Origin of the sequence: Ruegeria sp. EL01 (genome assembly GCF_900313035.1) — a bacterium.
GTDB lineage: Bacteria > Pseudomonadota > Alphaproteobacteria > Rhodobacterales > Rhodobacteraceae > Ruegeria.
The window spans coordinates 269,210-286,311 of record NZ_OMPS01000046.1; the positions used below are offsets into that span (position 1 = coordinate 269,210).

Annotated in this window: 15 protein-coding genes and 1 pseudogene; 4 read left to right on the forward strand and 12 right to left on the reverse strand. The window is 54.1% G+C overall.

The genetic code is table 11. From position 1 onward, the window contains the following. Positions 1-83: 83 nt before the first annotated feature. From D9K61_RS21675 to guaA, 10 genes are all read right to left on the reverse strand, one after another. Positions 84-1,034 carry a sterol desaturase family protein gene (locus D9K61_RS21675; RefSeq protein ID WP_162946994.1) on the reverse strand — a complete coding sequence of 317 codons (951 nt, stop codon included), beginning with the start codon at positions 1,032-1,034 and terminating at the stop codon, positions 84-86. A gap of 211 nt (positions 1,035-1,245) precedes the next feature. Beyond that, positions 1,246-2,115, reverse strand: a complete 870-nt coding sequence (gene ppk2, locus D9K61_RS21680; protein WP_120635281.1) for a polyphosphate kinase 2 — start codon at positions 2,113-2,115, stop codon at positions 1,246-1,248. Between the two features lie 49 nt (positions 2,116-2,164). Then, positions 2,165-3,124: an alpha/beta fold hydrolase gene (locus tag D9K61_RS21685; RefSeq protein WP_162946995.1), complete on the reverse strand. Its 960-nt coding sequence runs from the start codon at positions 3,122-3,124 to the stop codon at positions 2,165-2,167. Beyond that, complete coding sequence (metA, locus tag D9K61_RS21690; RefSeq protein WP_120635282.1) at positions 3,108-4,025, reverse strand: homoserine O-succinyltransferase; 918 nt, start codon at positions 4,023-4,025, stop codon at positions 3,108-3,110. Before metA ends, D9K61_RS21685 begins: the two co-directional genes overlap by 17 nt. A gap of 38 nt (positions 4,026-4,063) precedes the next feature. Further along, the gene (locus tag D9K61_RS21695) at positions 4,064-4,936 is read right to left on the reverse strand and encodes an ATPase (protein WP_120635283.1); all 873 of its coding nucleotides are present in this window, start codon (positions 4,934-4,936) and stop codon (positions 4,064-4,066) included. 48 nt (positions 4,937-4,984) lie between these two features. After that, entirely contained in the window at positions 4,985-5,881 is an 897-nt protein-coding gene (locus D9K61_RS21700; RefSeq protein ID WP_120635284.1) for a DMT family transporter, read from the reverse strand. A gap of 101 nt (positions 5,882-5,982) precedes the next feature. Further along, positions 5,983-7,080, reverse strand: coding sequence for an OmpP1/FadL family transporter (locus D9K61_RS21705; RefSeq protein ID WP_120635285.1), 1,098 nt, complete (start codon positions 7,078-7,080; stop codon positions 5,983-5,985). Between the two features lie 127 nt (positions 7,081-7,207). Further along, a complete protein-coding gene (locus D9K61_RS21710) occupies positions 7,208-8,113 on the reverse strand; it encodes a DMT family transporter (protein WP_256386774.1) in 906 nt (301 codons plus the stop codon). 129 nt (positions 8,114-8,242) lie between these two features. Further along, positions 8,243-9,304: an SGNH/GDSL hydrolase family protein gene (locus D9K61_RS21715; RefSeq protein ID WP_120635287.1), complete on the reverse strand. Its 1,062-nt coding sequence runs from the start codon at positions 9,302-9,304 to the stop codon at positions 8,243-8,245. A gap of 339 nt (positions 9,305-9,643) precedes the next feature. Beyond that, a complete protein-coding gene (gene guaA, locus D9K61_RS21720) occupies positions 9,644-11,203 on the reverse strand; it encodes a glutamine-hydrolyzing GMP synthase (RefSeq protein ID WP_120635288.1) in 1,560 nt (519 codons plus the stop codon). Positions 11,204-11,322: 119 nt separating this feature from the next. Between guaA and D9K61_RS21725 the strand changes: the two genes are divergently transcribed. Next, positions 11,323-12,072, forward strand: coding sequence for an MgtC/SapB family protein (locus tag D9K61_RS21725; protein ID WP_120635289.1), 750 nt, complete (start codon positions 11,323-11,325; stop codon positions 12,070-12,072). Between the two features lie 145 nt (positions 12,073-12,217). Next, positions 12,218-13,762, forward strand: a complete 1,545-nt coding sequence (locus D9K61_RS21730; RefSeq protein ID WP_120635290.1) for a trimethylamine methyltransferase family protein — start codon at positions 12,218-12,220, stop codon at positions 13,760-13,762. Here D9K61_RS21730 and D9K61_RS21735 read toward each other — a convergent pair whose 3' ends face one another. Beyond that, positions 13,763-14,062 carry a DUF6477 family protein gene (locus D9K61_RS21735; RefSeq protein ID WP_120635291.1) on the reverse strand — a complete coding sequence of 100 codons (300 nt, stop codon included), beginning with the start codon at positions 14,060-14,062 and terminating at the stop codon, positions 13,763-13,765. Positions 14,063-14,302: 240 nt separating this feature from the next. On the opposite strand from D9K61_RS21735, the pseudogene D9K61_RS21740 reads away from it, so the two are divergent. Together D9K61_RS21740 and D9K61_RS21745 are read left to right on the forward strand one after the other, a co-directional pair. After that, positions 14,303-15,384 (forward strand): annotated as a pseudogene (locus tag D9K61_RS21740) (DUF6456 domain-containing protein). A 50-nt stretch (positions 15,385-15,434) separates the two neighbouring features. Beyond that, positions 15,435-16,358, forward strand: a complete 924-nt coding sequence (locus D9K61_RS21745; RefSeq protein ID WP_120635292.1) for a LysR substrate-binding domain-containing protein — start codon at positions 15,435-15,437, stop codon at positions 16,356-16,358. Positions 16,359-16,403: 45 nt separating this feature from the next. On the opposite strand, the gene D9K61_RS21750 is transcribed toward D9K61_RS21745, so the two are convergent. Further along, positions 16,404-16,952, reverse strand: coding sequence for a peroxiredoxin (locus D9K61_RS21750; RefSeq protein ID WP_120635293.1), 549 nt, complete (start codon positions 16,950-16,952; stop codon positions 16,404-16,406). Positions 16,953-17,102: the final 150 nt, after the last annotated feature.

Consider the following 17,102-nt stretch of genomic DNA (forward strand, 5'->3'; position numbering starts at 1 on the left):
ATTGAGACCAAAGAGATAGTGTATCAGGATAGGTTCGTCCAACGCTTGAGAGGTCGCAGGCCCATTATTTCATGACCTGAGGATTAGTTGCTCTCGGCAGAGTTCACATGTGTGGCTTCTTGTTCCGACCGGATTTCGGCGGTGGATCCTGTCAAAGCACCTCGGGGATCCTTCTTCAAAAGGGCGTAAGCGTTTCTGAATGGGCGAAAATACAAAACAACGGGATCATTCCACGTTCCGTCTTCGCCATTTCCCAAACCATAATCTATGTTTTCTTTCGATTTTGGCGAGTACAGTGTTCCAGCACTCCAATCCCATATCGCAAAGATAAAGCCCATGTTTTTATCCCAATGTTTACGGGCCTTTGAGTGATGAATTTGATGTTGTGCAGGGCTTACAAAAACATGCTGAACCCAATCGGGATATTGCAGCCAGACATGGCTGTGCCGGAGATTGAAGGCGGCGATGAAAAAGACGAAGACAATGATGTTCAAGCCAAACAACGTAAATGCTCGCGCATCATTTCCAAAATATTGATCAAGGAGCGCCACAGCGACCCCAACGAAAAAGCCGCTTAATAACGACGAGATGATTTCCTCGACCGGATGCATGCGTGAGGCGGTGAGCGGTGTCATGACTTCGGCAGAGTGGTGGACTTTGTGGAACTCCCACAAGAAGGGGATCTTGTGGAAAATGTAATGCCCAAACCAAAGCGCCCCGTCGAATACGAGGACAGCCACCGCTGTATAGAATACCGACACAGCAAGGGAGGATTCATATGGCCCATCCGTTGCAGGCCCCAGGATTTTCTCGACGACATCGTACCAGAACGGAACCTGTAACAAGATCGATGCGTAGATCGCGCCGATGATAGATTTGTTCAAGAAAAACATGACGTAATCAGCTTTTGCTGATTTATGGGTCAGCACGTCCCAAGGAAGCAGCCAATTGAGCAGATCTTTCAGAGATTTGCCCTGCCGCACCTTTCTGGTTCGATAGAAGACAAAAATCGCTGCCGCCAGTGCCGTGCCCATGTGAACCAGGGACAAACGGTTTGTCGGATCAAAGAACAACTCAAAAGGGTGCCGCAGCGCGGCGAATATTTCCTCAACCATCGAGAGAACCTGTCTGCATCTCGCTTTTTAAGCTGAAAACCTGACGCATGTCGACGGCTTCTCGGCGGCAGAAATGCGGCGGCGATGTGTCATTTTCTACATGAACTTGCTTTAATTGAGGGCCGCAATTCTATGCATCCCAGATTACCGGTCCGCCGCAGATTTTTCTATCAATCGAGCCAAGATTCTTGGTCTTTTTCTCTTCGTAATCAAGCGCGTGCAGCACGGTTCGAATCGCTGAAAGACGGGCGCGTTTCTTGTCATCGGACCGTATGATCGTCCAGGGGCTGCTGTCAGTATGAGACCGTGTCAATGTTTCTGAAATGGACTGAGTGTACGCGTCCCATTTGTCCAGACCGGCAACGTCAATCGGGCTTAACTTCCATTGCTTCAACGGGTCAGTCTCGCGTGCCAGAAAACGGTTCAATTGCTCAGCCCGCCCAACGTTCAGCCAGAACTTGAACAGGTGAATTCCATCATCCACCAATCCAGTCTCCAATGGCAGGACCTGTCGAAAAAAGCGTTCTCTTTCCTTTGGTGTGCAAAATCCAAAGACATTCTCAACTACGCCGCGGTTGTACCAGCTGCGATCGAAAAACACGATTTCCCCGGCTGCAGGTAAGTGCGGGATGTAGCGTTGAAAGTACCACTGACTTCGTTCTGTATCCGACGGTTTGGATAGTGCGACGTTTCGGGCACCGCGTGGATTGAGGTTTTCACGAAAGCGCTTGATGGTTCCGCCTTTGCCGGCCGCATCCCGACCTTCAAAGATAATCGCAACTCTTTGACCGGTCTCCTTTACCCAAGACTGCATCTTGACCAACTCGATCTGCAGCGCGTCCATCTGATCTTGATAGTCGCTGGATTTCATTTTTTCGGGGTAGGGATAGGTGGGGTTCAGGATATCGCCCTTATTGGCGTTTTTGATTTCTTCGCGTACGCTTTTGGGTGCGCCCTTGCGATAATACTTTTCGATGGAACCTTTTTCCGACCGGGCCATGTGCTACCTCGCAATAAAATCCAATTCTTACTATGGATTAGGTGTCGGCTTAACGCAAACCTGCGCGCTCGGTGGCGCGGTCGATCGCTGCCGCAACCTCTGGTGCTGCGACAACCTGCGGCATATGCCCGATGCCTGGCAATGCGATCAGTTCGGCGCCTGGGATCTGTTCGATCAGACGTTCGGAATGCCAACCCAGCCCGACAGTGTCATCTGCCGTGCCGTGCACGATTTCGGTCGGAACAAAAATCTCGCCATATCGGGGTTGCAACTGGGTGATCTCATCCAGAAGGTTTGCGCGCTGTTTGGCATTCGCGTGCATTGAGGCGCGGCGAACAGTCAGTTGAGGCCCGAAATGTTCAGCGTAGCCGTCAGGCGCTTTTTGGGGTGCGAAGACCGTATCGAGCGCTTGAGTTACATACCAATCGGGAACAAATGCCGTAATCAGGGGCAGGACGAGAGCGCTCCCTGCCGAAGTCGACGCCAGCCTGTTGAAGCCATCCAGTGGCGTTTCCCATGGTATCGCAGCCGGAGCAATCAGGACCAGCGCCGAGATGTTGTCAGGGCGCGTGATGGCCCAGGCCAATGAAACCGAACCGCCATAGCTTTGCCCGGCCACGATTGGTTTGTCGGCGCCAAGCAGCGCGGCGGCCCGCTGTAATACATCCGCCTGCTCGATGATGGTTTCTCCATCCGGGTTGAAACTGTCGGAATATCCAAGACCGGGTCGGTCAAAAACGATAACGCGGTAGTGCTCGGCCAGGATCGGGGCGAGGGCGAAGGTCATGTCACGGGTGTTTCCGCTGGATCCGTGGATCAACACGACATCGGGGCCTTCGCCCATCACGACAGCATGAACCGCGACACCGTCGATATCCAGCATTTCACCTTCTGGCGGAAAGGCGGCTTCGGCCAGGGCCTCTTGTTGCGCCGCGCGCCACATCGATACCAACGCAAGGCCAAGGACCGCAAGGCCCAAAGATATCAGTAATTTAACGGCCAATGTCATTCATATCGAAAGGGGTGGTCTGGTAGATTTCATTGATCCAATTCCCATACAAAAGATGCCCATGACTGCGCCACCGGTTCTGTGGGGTCTGGGCCGGATCATCGTCTGGGTAGTAGTTGATCGGTACATTGATCGGCGTGCCATTGGCCACATCGCGGTCATATTCCTGTTTCAACGTATCACTGTCGTATTCGAAGTGGTTGAAGATATAGAGCGCCCGATGCGATCTGTCCTCGACCAGACAGGGGCCAACGTCATCGCTGCCCAGCAACGTGGTCAGACCGGGCGCGCCATCAATTTCGGCCTGCTTCATTTCCGTCCAACGACTGACAGGGATGACGCAATCATCTGAAAACCCACGCAAAAACGGAGAGGCTTGGTTCAGGTTCTGGTGCCGAAAACACCCAAATGCCTTGGCGTCCAGCATGTGCTTTTCAACGCCGTGGAAGTGGTTGATCATGGCCATCCCACCCCAGCAGACACCAAAGGTCGAATGGACGTTGGTTTGGGTCCAGTCGAAAACTTCGCTGATTTCATCCCAGTATGTCACGTCGGCAAAATCCAAATGCTCGATAGGCGCACCAGTTATGATGAGACCATCAAACTTCTGATCCCTTATCTCCTGAAAGGGGCGATAAAACTCGGCCATATGAACCGCTGCGGTATTCTTTGTCCTGTGCTCGGTCATGCGGATCAGCGACAGATCGATCTGCAAAGGGGTGGCGCCAATCAACCGGGCAAACTGGTTTTCGGTCTGGATCTTCTTGGGCATCAGGTTCAACAACCCGATGCGCAAGGGGCGAATATCCTGACGCATTGCCTGATCTTCGTCCATGACCATGACACCCTCTTGGGTCAGGACGTCATAAGCGGGCAGGTCTGAAGGGATCTTAATGGGCATATGCTCAGGCTTTTAAAGAGGTCATAGAAAGCTGGTAGTTAGGCGCAATTGGCTTGGGTCTCAAGGGTGCGTTCGATCAACTCATCGAAATCAGGGGCATCACGCACCTTGCTGACATCGCCTGAAGTGATTGTGACACCCCAATTCTTGGCCATGGCTTCGTATCTGGGCTGACGATGAGCGAGGGCTTGAGCGTAGGTCCAGCGAATGAAATCATCGGGGTCGACATCCGCCTCGGCGCATCCGTGTTGGTCCAGGTATTCCTCCCAGACGCGGGTGAGAAATTCGCCCTGGTAGGACATTGGTTTAGGGGCTTTGTCGAACCGCTTTATCAGCTCGGCGGTATGATCTTCGTCACCCTTCAGCCATACCATCAGAGTGTGTCGGGACAGTTCGCTCAGCAATTGATCGCCGGGATCGTTTGGGTCTGCCCATTCGCAGATGGATCCGCCGGTATCGCAGATGAAATGGGGGTATTGATACAGCCGCTGCGCTCGGTCGATGAAATACTCGGTGTCCAGCAGGGCATGAATTTCAGCCAGGCGAAACTGCTCTTGCCGGCGGCGGTACTCTGACATCTCAAGCCCGCCGAGATCTGGATTCCCTGGCTTTCCCAGATACGCCGCGACCGGGGTCAGGTTGTTAAATGATATGTTGGAGCCGATATAGATCGAATCTGACAGTAACAGATCACGCAGGAACGGGATCTTCATGGCCTCGGCCTTGGCATTGTCGGTGATGTATTCGCCCATGTAGCGAGTGCCAATCCGGTAGTCGATTGAGTAGTGAAACCAACCGCCCGAATCCCTCAGAATGTTCGACACATAGGTTTTACCCAGACCCGACATGCCGAAAAACAGCACTTTTTTTCGCGGCGCATTGCGCCAGTCTTCTGCCGAGCCGTAGATCATGTTCCACTGTCCCTTTTTAGCCTTTGCTAAATCGGGCAAGGGGCGGCGTCAATTGCGAGAACCGGAACGATTTAAGATCAACAGGCCCAGCGCAAGGACAGCGAAGCCGATGAAAGCCCTCGGTTCAAGGGCCTCGTCCCGCACTGCGGCGCCCAAAATGATCGCAACGGGCGGGATAACCAGCGTCACCAGCATCAGGTTGCCGCTGCCGGCCATGGCAAGCACTCGGTAGTACAACAGATATGCGCCGGCGGTGGCGATGATGGCGTAATACCCGATGGCGACCCATGTCACGAAAGGCAGGGCCAAGGTGGGGATGCCGTCGACCATCAGCGTGACCGGTAAGATCAGCACGGTCGATCCGGTGAGCATTCCGGCCGCTGCGACGATAGGCGAGAGACCGGACAGTGATTTCCGGGCCCATGCAGCGGCCAAAGCATACGAGATTGTTCCTGCAACAATTGCGAGTTGGGCTGTGCTTTGCAGGCTGAAGCTTGAGAAGTTCTGTATTCCGATCGCGATCGAAACGCCCAAAAATCCTAGTCCAACGCCTAAGAGGCGGGCTTTGGTCAGGCGTTCATCTTTGAAGAACATGGCCGCAATCAGGACACCGAACACTGCCGTAGCCGCGTTCAGAATCGCCGTCAGACCTGTGTCGATATAAAGCTGACCCCAAGCCATTAATGTGAACGGAATAGCGTTGTTCAACAAGCCCATCACTAAGAAAGCCAACCAGATTTTAGGACTGTTGGGGAGGCTCTGACGTTGAATCAATACGACCAACCAGAGAACCAGCATGGCCCAGAACGTGCGGTGTAAAACCGACGTCATCACCGGAATTGTATCCAGGGCAATGCGGATCGACAAAAAAGACGCGCCCCAGATCAGGCCCAGCAACAAAAGTTCGGACCAAGCGCGAGGAGAGAGGTGTTTCTGAGTTTCCATGGCACCACCTTTTCATTCGAATGGTCCCGGGGCGACCCGAAACTTGCGAAAAAAAAGGCCTCGCGAAAATCGCGAGGCCTTCCTACCCTATGAGGGTTTGATTAGTCCAAAGCGTAAGTGACTTGAATACCAACGCTCCAAGCACTGTTACCAGTGAAGGTCGCGCGCGCACCGGGGCCAGCGCCATTAGCTGTCGCATCACCGATGTCCGTGTAGCGGACGCCACCCGAAATCTTTGCCTTGTCCATTGAGTATGTGCCACCCAAACCGATGCTCCAGAACCCATCGGTTGGTCCAAGGTTTGATACCGGCTCACCTTCGTCGGTTTCATATCCTAACGTCACGGCGCCAGAAAACTCTTCAGAGAACTGGTAACCCAGACCTAACGTGTATGTGAAAGTCGCGTTGTTATAGTCAACCAGGTTCGAGGTCGGCGGGTAGTTAGGCGGATTGTACACAAGCTGTGGCCAGTCAACCCAGCGAATAGAGCCAAAGAGCAGAGTCTTTGGTGCAACGCCCGTCTGGAAATCCAGGTTTACCGATTGCGGCGTTTCGATCTCACTTGACGATTGTACAGGCCTGCCTCCGGTTAGAAGGCTGGTTTCCGTTTGCGAAAGATCGTGCGAGATTTTCGAGTTGTATGTCAATGAAACCCGGGCTGCGATCTCGGGTTTTTCCCATGCAACACCAAGTACATAACCCAAATCGGTCGACGCATCCGTATTGACCGAATAAGCTGCAGCCACGGGAACATTGACCCTGGCTTTCACCCTTTGAGCCCGAAGACCACCAATCGCGCTGAAGCCGTTGTCGAATTTGTAGCGCAAGAGGGCCGTGATCGCATCAGTGTCAGCTTTGGCATCTAGAACGCCGCTACCACCCTGAGACAATCTATAACCAGGAGCGTACGAAATGTCCGCGCCGTACGGTTGATCGTACATGATGGCAAAGTCCAAGCGATCGTTCAGCGACGTCTTGTAGCCCAAATGCGGGGTGAAGAAATCGTTTGCGACATCACCGGAGTCCGTACCCAACAAAGTACCGCTCACGCTCGGGTCAGTGTAACCCAGTCGGAACTGAACAACCGAGCCTTCTTCAAAAATCAGATTGATGCCCTGACCACTGCGGTCTAAGCCACCCGCCTGCACTGTCGTTGCCCCTACGCATAGGGCGCAAGCTTGTAGAAGCGCCTTTTTCATTTATTCCTCCCATACTGTCTCTCGTGGGTCTTATTGGCAGTGCCAGAGTGTGCATCGCCGGGCCCGTTATTTGTGGTGCCCGAATACTCACTCGTGACCCATTTTAACGTCAACTGGTGACCATGCGTTACTTAGGAGTTGTTACGTTACGAACTGTTGCCAAACTGTTACGATTTTCAGACCACACGTTCAAAAAGATACCGGCAAAGATTATTGCTGCGCCCAATAGCGTCCAGTGGTCGATCGGCTCGTGATACAGGATCATACCGACCACAGCGATGGTGGGCAGGCGCGCGAAATCGAAGGGGATCACAATGGTCGCCGGCGCGATGGCCAGTGCGTTGGTGATGCAGAAATGCGCCAGTAACCCAGCCAAGCCTACAAGCAGTAGAAACGGAGCGGTTTGTGCATTGGGTATGGTGATCTGCCCGTCAAATCCAGCTGCGGCAGTACCCAGGATCGCCTGCATGGCCGTCAACCAAAACACGATGCACCCGATGCTGGCAAACCTTGTGAGCTTCTTGGTTGTGATCGTTGTAAATGCGAAGAAAATTGCCGAGGCAGCGGCCATCACGATGCCGGGGCTCAACGGTGCGGCCCCGGGTCGGGTCACGAACAGTACTCCGGCGAACCCAATCAAAGCGGCCGTCATTTTCAGCGCTGTCAGGCGTTCTTTAAGCAATAGCGGTGATAGCAAGATGACCCAGATGGGCTGTGTGAATTCAAGCGCGAACACCTGCGCCAGAGGTGCTACGCCGACAGCGTAAAACCAAAGGTTTTGCCCGGTGAAATGCAGTGTGTTTCTGATGGCGTGCAGGCCCAGACGTTCGGTTTTGACCTGATGCCATTTGCCGGTCGCACTCAGGACCAGCGCGACGACGACAAAGCCCACAAAGCTACGGTACATCATAATTTCGAATGTATCGTGATAGAGGCTCAACTCGCGCCCGGCCACCGCCATTGACGAGAAAGACGCGATGGCCCCGATCATCCAAACGGCCGCTTTACCGACCTGAGGTGACGCACTCTCCACCCGATGCCTCCGTGTTTGCCATCTTGCCTGTCAGAGGCGTGTCTGACTTGGATCTAATGGAAAGTCATCAAAATTCAGTATTTTCCGTGGGCGATGAATTTTGGAAGGCGGTGCAGTTCACCCAGAACCCTAGTTCAAGTCTTTTGCAAATTGCCGAGCAATTTCCAAGTTCCCCTTCGCGTTCACATGGCAACAATGATCGATGTAGTGGTCTTCTTCAAAAAGTGTCGAATAGTCTTTGAAACATCCAAGGTCCTGCGCCTTTTCCCGTATCTTCGGGTACACCTGATGGATTTGAGTTTCGTAATTGGAGTTATGGCTGAAGGGTTCTGAACTCAACGTATATGGGTTCGGTTGAAGCACACATATAAACCGCGCGCCTTTGGATTGGACGATGGCTTGGGTCGCGGCCCAACTGTCTACAAGGAAACTAGCTACGTCTTCCGCGTATTCCTCTTCGCCACAACGATTGAGCGCTGAGAAGTTTGTATCGTTCTTGCTTGAATCCAACTTCTGCCCGACGCCTCGGGCAAATCGATTGAGGGATGAGGATTGAATTATGGTCCAAAGCGCGGAAGTAGATTGCGACTTGTTTTCCAACGCCGCCTTTATGAAGCCTTCACGGGGGTGGCCGTTAGCAGAGTTCAAGCCAAGGCAATTGTGGTAGACGTCATTCACGCCGTCAAAAAACACCACAGTGTCTCCGCTTTGGATGTCCGACAGATTATTCAGAAGCCGGTTGAGGCCTTGTCGTGAATTGTATGCTTGTTCTCCGTAGTTGATAGACGTCTTCCTGGACAATTCCGCAAATTGTGAGGGGATTGTGTTTTTGTCGGAAACACTGTGGCCCCACATGGTGGACCCGCCGAAAAAGTGAACTTTCGTGGCACTTTCTGGTTCAGGGTTGGTCGTAACGCGCCTCAGGTCTTCGTCTATGTTTAAGGTTTTGCTGGAAATCATGGGGGATTCCCAACCAACGAAGGCTTTGTATGGGTAACCTTGAAAGCTCTCGGTGTCGTTTTGAAATTGAAATGTCTCTTCGTTTTGGTTCGGGTTGTCCGTCTTTTTTGAAGCACTGCTATCACTTGTCAGATCCCGAACTGACATTGCGACAAACAGGATGACTTCGAGCGTGACCAAAATCGCTAAAGTTAACAGACAGACGAAAAAAATGTTCTTGATCAGTGCCATAAAATACCTTGGGCGTTACTTGCTACAATTTGAGGCGTCACTGCAATTCAGAAAAGGTCTTGTAAGATCCTTAGGGTCTTCTAGCAAAACATGCTGTGAGATCGGGATGCGGAATGCAAGTCAAACGTCGTTGCAGCCACTTTGAGCTACAGAGAAATTTGACGGATTCAACGGTTTCCGATTTCTGCGCCGAAGGATGAACAAGTAAGCCGCGAGTTCAGCTGAGGGCAGGGCGCCCGTCGCGGTTTCTCGGACCTGGCCGTGCCAGATCAGAACGCGTCGTAGTCGCACCTACGGTAAAGCCTGCTACGTGATCAACGCGTTCCTAGACCTGTTAGGTTATTCCCACTCGATCGTGCCCGGAGGCTTTGATGTGATGTCATAGGTGCACCGGTTGATGCCCTTCACCTCGTTGATGATGCGTGTTGCAGTCTCACCGAGGAACTCATGGCTGAACGGATAATAGTCGGCTGTCATTCCGTCGACCGAGGTCACAGCGCGTAAGGCGCAAGCGTAGTCATAGGTCCGACCATCGCCCATGACCCCAACTGTACGCACGGGAAGAATCGCGACAAAGGCCTGCCAGATATCGTCATAAAGCCCATGTTTGCGGATCTGGTCGATATAGATCGCGTCGGCCTCGCGCAGGATTTCCAGTTTTTCGGGGGTGATTTCACCGGGACAACGGATCGCTAGGCCGGGCCCTGGGAAGGGATGGCGTCCGATGAAGCTGGGCGGAAGGCCCAGTTCGCGGCCCAACGCGCGAACCTCATCCTTGAACAGCTCGCGCAGGGGTTCAACCAGCTTGAGGCCCATCTTCTCCGGCAGGCCGCCAACGTTGTGGTGCGACTTGATCGTGACCGATGGACCGCCCGAGAAGGACACCGATTCAATGACATCAGGGTACAGTGTGCCCTGCGCCAGGAACTCGGCGCCGTCGATCGTGTCAGCGTGTTTCTGGAACACGTCAATGAACAGTTTTCCGATGATCTTGCGCTTGGTCTCAGGATCGCTCTGACCGTCGAGTTCGCCCAGAAACAGATCGCTTTCATCCGCGTGGATCAGTTGGATGTTATAGTTATCGCGGAACATGCCCACGACTTCCGTAGCTTCGTTTTTGCGCAACAATCCATGATCGACAAATACGCAAGTTAGTTGATCGCCGATGGCTTCGTGAATCAGGATCGCTGCGACCGAGCTGTCGACGCCGCCGGACAGACCACAGATGACGTTCTTATCACCCACCTGTTCGCGGATCTTGCGGATCATCTCTTCGCGATAGGCCCCCATGGTCCAGTCGCCCTTAAACCCAGCCAGTTTCACAAAATTTTCGTATAGTTTCGCGCCTTTAGGGGTGTGATGCACTTCGGGGTGGAACTGCACAGCGTAGAAGTGGCGATCTGGATCTGCCGTGATGGCATAGGGCGCGTTCGGGGACGTGCCAAAGACCTCAAATCCCGGTGCGATTTCACTGACATGATCGCCGTGGCTCATCCAGACTTGTTCGTCGCCATCCGCGAACCAACCATCCAGAATGTCCAGCGTCTTGTTCGGGGTCACGAAGGCGCGCCCGAACTCGGCCGTGCCATGGCCGCTTTCGACCGTGCCGCCCAGCTGATGCATCATCACTTGTTGACCATAACAGATGCCCAGGATCGGGACGCCATAGTCGAAAATCTCTTGCGGTGTGCGCGGCGAACCTTCACGCGTCACACTGTCCGGACCGCCCGAGAGGATTACGGCGCGCGGGGACATTTCCCGCACGAAATCCATCGTCACGTTCTGATAGGGGTGAATTTCACAGTAGACATTCAGTTCGCGGAGGCGGCGAGCAATCAGCTGCGTCACCTGGCTGCCAAAGTCGATGATCAGGAGGCGGTCATGGGATTTTTCACTCATGTGCGCGCCATAGGCCAAGCAAGGTGATTTCGCAAGAGCAAGGTCATTGTCCGTGCATGGGAAACGGTGTCGGACCCGGTTCTTTGATTGATCTGTTGTAAAAGTTTTGTAACAGAAATATGACGATCTTCGGCCAGCTGTCAGAGTTGGCGCAAACGACTTGGGAGGCGCGCGTGCCAATCGCGATTGAAATTGCCGCTCTGAATCTGGCGCTTGCGCTGTTTTGCGGTGCGTTGATCGGGTCCGAGCGTCAGGTGCGCCAGCGGATGGCGGGCCTGCGAACCAACGCCTTGGTGGCGTTGAGTGCTGCGGCTTTTGTGGTGTTCTCTGCGCTCTACCCGAATGAAGTCAGCCCGACCCGGGTGGCTGCTCAGGTCGTGTCGGGGATTGGTTTCCTGGGTGCTGGTATCATCTTTCGGCATGGGTTCACTATTCACGGCCTGAATACAGCCGCGACCCTGTGGTGTTCAGCCGCAGTGGGAATGATGGCTGGAAGCGGAGCATGGATTTTTGCGCTGATGATGACCGGATTCGTCATTTTCGTGAATCTGGGATTAAGACCGCTGGTGAAGTGGCTGAAGCGCACAACGCGCGCCGGAGTTCCGCTTACACAGGAATTCCGCATATTGGTTAAATGCGCCGCAGATGCGCAGATCGAAGCGCGGGCTTCAGCGTTGCAGGCCCTGGCGCAAAACGGTGTGCGTATCGTTGGATTCCAAAAAGGGGCAGAGGAAGAGGGCATACAAACGCTCGAAATTCTGGTGTCCACTGAGGAGCAGTTGGAAGATGTTCAGCACAAGATTGCTTCCCCCCTTATTCTGGAACCCGGAATTCTGAGCGTGGACTGGGAAGTGGTGCCTGAAGGTTAACGTGGCGGTTCCGGACGTCGCGTTTGTCTGTTTGACCGCGGATATGTCGCTTTTATGTTCCAATCGCCGTTATCCTCCAATGGTCGTCATCGACGGCGGGCTAGACAGGACCTCAATCAAGACTTCCTGATCATGGGGAAAGAATATGGCTGAACCAGCAGCACGTCGCCGGGGTCGCGGTGGAGGCGGAGCCGCCCGTAGGGCGGAGCGTACCGCAGTTCGTATCGAGACAGCGAAATACATCGAACGCAACATACCCAATTTCGAAGTTCTCAACGAAGAAGCGTTAGAGATCATCGAAACCAATGCAGAAACCGTGTTGGAAGAGATCGGTGTCAACTTTGTTGACAACCCGGCTGCTTTGGAGCGGTGGCGCGATGCGGGGGCCGATATCGACGGCGAACGCGTGCGCATACCGCGTGGACTGGCGCGTGAGCTGATCAAGACAGCCCCCAGCCAATTTACGCAACACGCCCGCAATCCTGAGAAGTCGGTTGAGATCGGCGGACGCAGTCTGGTTTTGGCGCCTGTCTATGGCCCACCATTTGTGCGTGATGCCGAGGGTGGCCGCCGCTATGCGACCATGGATGATTTCAACAAGTTCGTGAAATTGGCCTATATGTCCAAGTGGCTGCACCACTCGGGCGGTACAGTATGCGAACCCACCGACGTTCCGGTGAACAAGCGGCATCTGGACATGCTGAAAGCGCATATGACGCTGTCGGACAAGCCGTTCATGGGGTCGGTAACCGATCCCAGCCGCGCGCAGGACTCGGTCGAGATGTGCGAAATCCTGTTCGGCAAAGAGTTCGTGCAAGAAAACACGGTGATGACGTCCCTGACCAACATCAACTCGCCGATGACCTTCGACGATGTGATGATGGGGTCTCTTGAGGTTTATGCCCGCAATAATCAGGCCTGCATCATCTCGCCATTCATTGTGGGCGGTGCGATGGCGCCGGTTTCTGTGGCAGGGACGCTGACTCAGGTTCTGGCTGAGGTTCTGGCCGGTGTTGCGTATAGCCAGATCATTCGTCCGGGCGCCCCGGCGATCTTTGGGGCCATGGTGACTTCCATCGACATGAACTCTGGCGCGCCGACATTTGGAACGCCTGAGGCGTCACACATTACCTACGGCGCGGGCCAGCTGGCGCGGCGTTTGAACCTGCCTTACCGGTCAGCCGGGTCATTCTGCGGATCGAAACTGCCGGATGCGCAAGCCGCCTATGAAACCGCGAACTCGCTGAACATGGGTTTGCTGTCTGGCGTGAACTTCATGCTGCATTCCTGCGGCTGGCTGGAAGGTGGTCTGGTGGCGGATTTCGAAAAATTCGTCATGGATGCCGATCAACTGGGCGTGTTGCACGGGTTGGCCAAAGGCGTGACGTATGACGAAAATGCTCAAGCGATGGATGCAATTCGCGAGGTTGGTCCAGGTGGCCACTATCTTGGGTGTGATCACACGCAGGAAAACTTCAAAGAAGCCTTCTGGAAATCTGAAGTGCTTGACTACAAGCCGTTTGAGACTTGGCAGGAAGAAGGGTCTCGTGACACCCGTACGCTTGCGTCGGCTCGTGTCGAACACTTGCTCGCCAACTATCAACAGCCGCAAATCGACCCGGATGTTAATGCAGCGCTAGAGGCTTATGTCGCTGAGAAGAAAGCCTCTATGCCGGATGCCTTCACCTGATCAATTTAAGTGCGAGGCGCGGCTGGCCTGATACAGCTGCGCCTCACCCAACAGCGCGATCAAAAGAACCAGATGTCGGACCAGAGAATAACCTGCGTCTTCTTCTTGCCGCAGCTCATTCACTTCTTTTTCCATCTCCATCAATCGTATCAGGGCCGCGCCCGTTCCCGGCAGCGCGCCATAGCCCAGAATGCGTTGTAGATGCCGATCCCGATTGTAATCCAGCGCTCCGAATTTTGCGGCCCGGGCCAATAGGCGGGGGCGGTGGAGTGTTGTGATCATGGTCATCAGGTCCTGCATGTCGTGTGTCCCTTGTTCAAGTTTTATCGCCTTACTTGTCACACAACTTTAGCGGGCGTTGCCTTGATCGGACTCCCTCCGAACGATGGTTTCACGACTGTTTATCTTTTTGAATCAAATCTGGTTCTTGCTCCTCGGGGTTAACGAACGAGTAACGAAAGCATCTCTAGTTAGATTTGGTTAACTCAAATTCCGAGGGCGAAAAGTGGCAGTCTGTTTTGTCGACGAGGGCAAATAATTATGGAAAACAACATGGCTTTCCCCATTCCGACGTGGGTTCCAGAAGGGGCGCAAAGATACCTTGCTCATACCGAAACCGGTCGATCGATCCGGGATATCGCAAGATCGGCAGGGTGCCATGCTTCAACCATTCTCAGGCAAATCCGACGTATAGAAATGCGGCGGGACGACCCTTTGGTTGATGCCGCTTTGCAATCCCTGGCTGAGACGCATTTTTCGTTGGCAAAAGATCAGCGGTCCCTGGCGCCTCTGCCCGATGTAACCAGCGAAGAGGAAGAGTTCGCGAACGAGGCTTTGCGCATTCTCCGACGTTTGTGCGAGACGGGGTCGGTTCTTGCGGTGGCCGAGGATATGGATAAGGCCGTTGTTGTGCGTGACACGGCGAGGCGGGCGCGACAAGAACAGCGGTCGTAGATTGCAAGATCGCGCAAGCTCTGGCGTTGAAAGATTGGATTTCCTGTGACAATCCCGGGCGCATTTCCCGGTATCGTATATCAACCTCGGGTCGATCCGCTTTGGGCATGTTGGTCGCTGAGGTTGAAAACAAAGCACGGTCCCGCAATGAATTCGGAATGGCCGAGGCGCAAACCCCGTTTCAGGCGAACGCCTCGGGCGCGCAATCTAATCGTGTGCAGCGCATGCGCTACAGCGCTGCCGAAAGCCCGCTGATCGCCTTGTCCCGCCGCAGGGATCGTGATGGAAAGCCCTTTCTGGATGAGGCTTTGGTCAGTGCTGGCGAGCGTCTTCGTGAAGATTTTGAGTTGGCGCAGATTGGCCCACAGGTCACACAGAATTGGGACAGTTTTCTGACAGGGGGTGCCTGAGGAAACTTTGACAGCGCCTCGCAGGACGGGCGAGGGTCATCGGACGCAAGGGATCGAGTCGCACGTGCCTTATCTGACCTCGGCCCGGGGTTGAGTGACGTTGCCCTAAGGTGCTGCTGCTATCTCGAAGGGTTGGAACTGGCAGAAAAGAGAATGGGATGGTCTGCGAGGTCCGGCAAAATCGTTCTGCGTATCGCGCTGCAACGTCTCATGCGCCACTACGAGGATCAAGCAGAGCGCAACTGCATGATTGGGTGAAATTCATTTGAATCGCTTGCGGATTTGCGCGGGATTGATAATCAGGGCTTATGGGTTTCACACTAAGACAGCTCCAGTACTTTCAAGCCGTTGCAGAACAACGAAACTTCGGCCGGGCGGCTCAGCTTTGCAATGTGTCCCAACCAGCGTTGTCGGTGCAGATCAAAGCGTTGGAGGAAAATCTGGGCGGCATTCTGTTTGAACGTCAGGCCAGGGATATCCTGCTGACGCCGCTGGGGCGCGACGTGTTGGACCATGCGCGCCAGGTTTTGGGGGCAGCGGATCGGCTAGATCAGTTTGCCCGGGACCATTCCGGTGGGCATCGATCCCTTTCGATCGGGATCATTCCAACGATCGCGCCTTATCTGCTGCCCGGTGTTCTGGCAGGGTTGCGGGCCGGCGACGTCTCGCTAAGAGTCCAGATCCGAGAAGCACGAACCGACCGTTTGCTGGCGCTGTTGCGCAGCGGCGATATTGACGCCGCAGTTCTGGCATTGCCCGCAGGTGGACGTGAGTTCCAAGAGATTCCGTTGTTTCAGGACCAGTTTCTGCTGGCGGGAAGTGCGGCGCGTCTGAAAAAGTTGTCCACCAGCCCTGAGATGCTGCGACCTCTTGATCTAAAAGCAGCACAGTTGATGCTTCTGGAAGACGGGCATTGCCTGACCGATCAGGCGTTGGAGGTCTGTGGGCAGGATCGCGGCAGTGGGCAAATAAACATGGGGGCATCGTCATTGCCAACATTGTCGCGCCTTGTCGCCGAAGGATTTGGGCTGACGCTGATGCCGGAACTGGCTGCTCGTTCGGAGACAGATGCCGTTTCAGGATTGAAACTGCTGCGCTTTGGCACTCCTGAACCGGCCCGCACAGTCGGGTTGGTGTTGCGTGACTCAACGTCTGAGGAGGATTGGTCAGGTCGGCTGGCGCAGGTCATTCGGGACGTGGGCGAAAAGATCGTATCGGCCACGCGCACGTAAAAAGGCCCGCCAAGGGCGGGCCTGATATCAACCTGTGGTCTGTGTTCAAACCAACTCTGGTTCTGCAGTTTTTTCCAGATGAGCCATCAGGTTTTCAGGGGATGACGCGCCATATGGGTCTTCAGGGCAGTTGTCCATCAGACCAGGCTCTTCAAACCATGCTTCAACAACACCGTCATTGATGATGGCCGCATAGCGCCAGGACCGCATGCCGAACCCCAGATTATCCTTGTCGACGAGCATCCCCATCTTGCGGGTAAACTCACCAGACCCATCCGGGATGACCTTGACCTTGTCCAGACCCTGGTCTTTTGCCCACTTGTTCATGACAAAACTGTCATTCACGGACATGCAGTAAACCTCATCGATTCCCTTGGCCGCGAAATCAGCGTGCCCGTTTTCAAATCCCGGCAATTGATAGGTCGAGCATGTGGGCGTAAACGCACCAGGCAATGAGAACAGGATCACCCGCTTGCCAGCAAAATAGTCCGCTGTTGTCATGTCTTGCCAGCGAAACGGATTGGGCCCTTCGAGCGAGTTGTCGCGAACGCGGGTATGAAAAGTCACGTCGGGCAGTTTGGCACCGGATTTCATGTTCAATCTCCTGTGATTCACATGTGTTTGGCCCGAGACCTAGTTCAGTTCCAAACCGCCTTCAATCGAAGAAATGCCGCATTTGCGAATTTGATATTAGGCTTCTTACCAGTTGAAATAGATGGGTAAAAGTTACTGCGATCAAAGTTA